The following is a 2,708-nucleotide window of genomic DNA, read 5'->3' on the forward strand; positions in this document are numbered from 1 at the left end:
GCTTACGAGATGAGCGCGCTCGTGGGCGACCTCGTGACCGTGCTCGACACCTACCTCGTCGACTCCGTTCACTATCTCGGCTACTCGCTGGGTGCCCGCGTCGGCTGGCAGCTTGCGGTGGAGCTTCCCGCTCGGGTCGACCGGGCGGTGCTCGGCGGCATCCCCGACGGCACCCCGCTCGCCCGGCTGCAGCTGGATCAGGCGCGGGCCTACGTCACCGACGGCACTCCCGTGGCGGACCGGGTCACGCAGAACTACGTGAGCCTGGCCGAGCGTGTCCCCGACAATGACCTGCGCGCCCTCGTCGCGCTCGCCGAGGGTATGCGGTTCGGGGAGGACGGTGACCCCGACCCCGCGCGTCCGCCGCAGCAGCCCGTGCTGTTTGCCACCGGTAGCGAGGATGCCATCATCGACCGGTCTCGGCGACTCGCGGAGGCCACGCCGAACGGGACGTTCGTCGAGATCCCGGAACGCCATCACTTCAACACCCCCGGCTCGCGCGACTTCCGTCGTGCGGGTCTGGAGTTCCTGGGCGCGCACTCCTGAGACGCGCTCCACGTCGTCGACCCGGCGATGTCATCGGTCAGCGCTAGCATCGCGGCATGGGATTCGATGGTCTCGACCCCGATGCCCCGCGGTTCTTCGCCGAGCTGGCGATCGACAACACCCGGGAATGGTGGGCGGCGAACAAGGCTCGCTACGACACGGCAGTGCGGGGGCCGTTCGAGCAGCTCGCCGCTGAGCTCGAGCCGGAGTTCGGCGACCTCAAGGTCTTCCGCCCCTACCGTGACGTGCGCTTCAGCGCCGACAAGTCGCCATACAAGCTGCACATCGGCATGGTCTCGCAAGCGCCTATCGCTCACTACGTGCAGTTGTCAGAGACCGGACTGCTCGTCGGCGGCGGCGTCTATGACGTGCCCGCGCCCGCCCTCGCGCGCTTCCGGGAGCTCGTCGACGACAATCGGCGCGGACCCGAGGTCGAGGGGGTGCTCACCGCCCTGGCCGGCGACGATCTGACCCTCATGACCGACGGCGCATTACGCACTGTTCCGCGCGGATACCCCATCGATCACCCGCGCATCGCGCTCTTGCGGCTGAAGCACCTGGCCGTCGGGCGTACGGAGGCGCTGGCCGACTGGATGTGGACGCCGGATGCCTTCGACATCATCAGCGACGCCTGGCGGGCGGTGTCGGTGTGGAACCGCTGGCTGGCCGAGAACCTCGGCGACCTCGTCATGAGACCGGGTCGGGAACGCCCCGGCCGCTGACGCGGCTCAGGTGCGCGAGCAGCTGATCCGACCCTGTCACCGGCGGGTGATCTACCGCGCCCCTCCCTCACAGCAGCTTCCCAGAAACAGGAAGTTCGCTTCCCCTATTCTGCTGTCAACCAAGGGGAGTACTCCACCACGGTCGGCTCGTCACTACGGACGCGGACGGACGCGTTCCGGGCCACCGGTTCCCGATTTCGGGGATGGAGAAGACCTTGGCGTCGATCTCGTCATCAACGCCAAGGCAGGAGCCCTCTGTGAACGTCACTCTGACGGTATGGATCATCACGATCGCGGTCACGATCGCGTTCTTCGTCTACGAGTTCTTCGCGCACGTGCGCAAACCTCACGAACCGACCCTCGGCGAGTCTGCGCGGTGGTCGGCGTTCTACATCGGCCTGGCGCTGCTGTTCGGCGTCGGAATCGGGCTGGTGTCGGGCTGGGACTTCGGCGGCGAGTACTTCGCCGGGTACCTCACCGAGAAGGCGCTGTCGGTCGACAACCTCTTCGTCTTCCTCATCGTCATGACCGGCTTCGCAGTGCCGAAGATCTACCAGCAGAAAGTGCTGATGATCGGCATCGTCATCGCCCTCATCATGCGGGGGATCTTCATCGCGGTGGGCGCGGCGCTCATCGAGAACTTCTCCTGGATCTTCTGGGTCTTCGGCGCACTGCTTCTCTACCTCGCCTACCGCCAAGCGTTCACCCACGGTGAGTCAGACCCCGCCAACGGCAGGTTCATGCGCTTCATGCGACGCATCCTGCCCGTGAGCAACGAATACAACGGCGACAAGCTGACGGTGAAGAAGGACGGCCGCCGGTTCGTCACCCCGATGCTGCTCGTGATCATCGCCATCGGATTCGTCGACCTCATCTTCGCGGTCGACTCGATCCCCGCGATCTACGGGCTCACGCAAGAGGCCTACATCGTCTTCACCGCGAACGCCTTCGCCCTGATGGGTCTGCGGCAGCTCTACTTCCTCATCGGCGGCCTGCTCGAGCGCCTGGTCTACCTCGCTCAGGGCCTCGCCGTCATTCTCGCCTTCATCGGGGTGAAGCTGCTCATCCACGCCCTCCACAAGAACGAGCTGCCGTTCCTGAACGGTGGCGAGCCGATCACGGTGATCCCCGAGATCCCCATCTGGATCTCGCTCCTGTTCATCGCGGGGACGATCGCGGTCGCCACGGTCGCAAGTCTCGCGAAGACGCGCAAGGACCGTCGCGCGAATGCGCTCGCCGGGGAGGCGAGTGAGACGGATGCCGCGGCCGACGCGATCACCGACGTGCGGGGGCGATCGTGAGCGCGCCCGCGACGGCCGCCCCCGGTGACAGACCCGGCGCCCGGGCGACCCCGGGCGCCAGCCGCGCCGGCGGCATCGGCGGGGTGACCCGCTGATGGGTGACTTATGGTGGAACGTCGCACTGGTCGTCGCGTTCGTC

At 66.8% G+C, this 2,708-nt stretch carries 3 protein-coding genes; all 3 read left to right on the top strand.

Translation table 11 applies throughout. The annotated features are described in order from the left end of the window. Positions 1 to 546: alpha/beta fold hydrolase (locus tag Q1V87_RS03670; RefSeq protein WP_300590875.1), on the top strand; the 546-nt coding region annotated here is incomplete at its 5' end. A 56-nt stretch (positions 547 to 602) separates the two neighbouring features. Then, the gene (locus Q1V87_RS03675; protein WP_300590876.1) at positions 603 to 1,268 is read left to right on the top strand and encodes a DUF2461 domain-containing protein; all 666 of its coding nucleotides are present in this window, start codon (positions 603 to 605) and stop codon (positions 1,266 to 1,268) included. Positions 1,269 to 1,525: 257 nt separating this feature from the next. Continuing rightward, positions 1,526 to 2,569, top strand: coding sequence for a TerC family protein (locus Q1V87_RS03680; protein ID WP_300590877.1), 1,044 nt, complete (start codon positions 1,526 to 1,528; stop codon positions 2,567 to 2,569). Positions 2,570 to 2,708 lie beyond the last annotated feature (139 nt).

This window comes from Microbacterium sp. (genome assembly GCF_030149085.1).
Classification (GTDB): Bacteria; Actinomycetota; Actinomycetes; order Actinomycetales; family Microbacteriaceae; genus Microbacterium.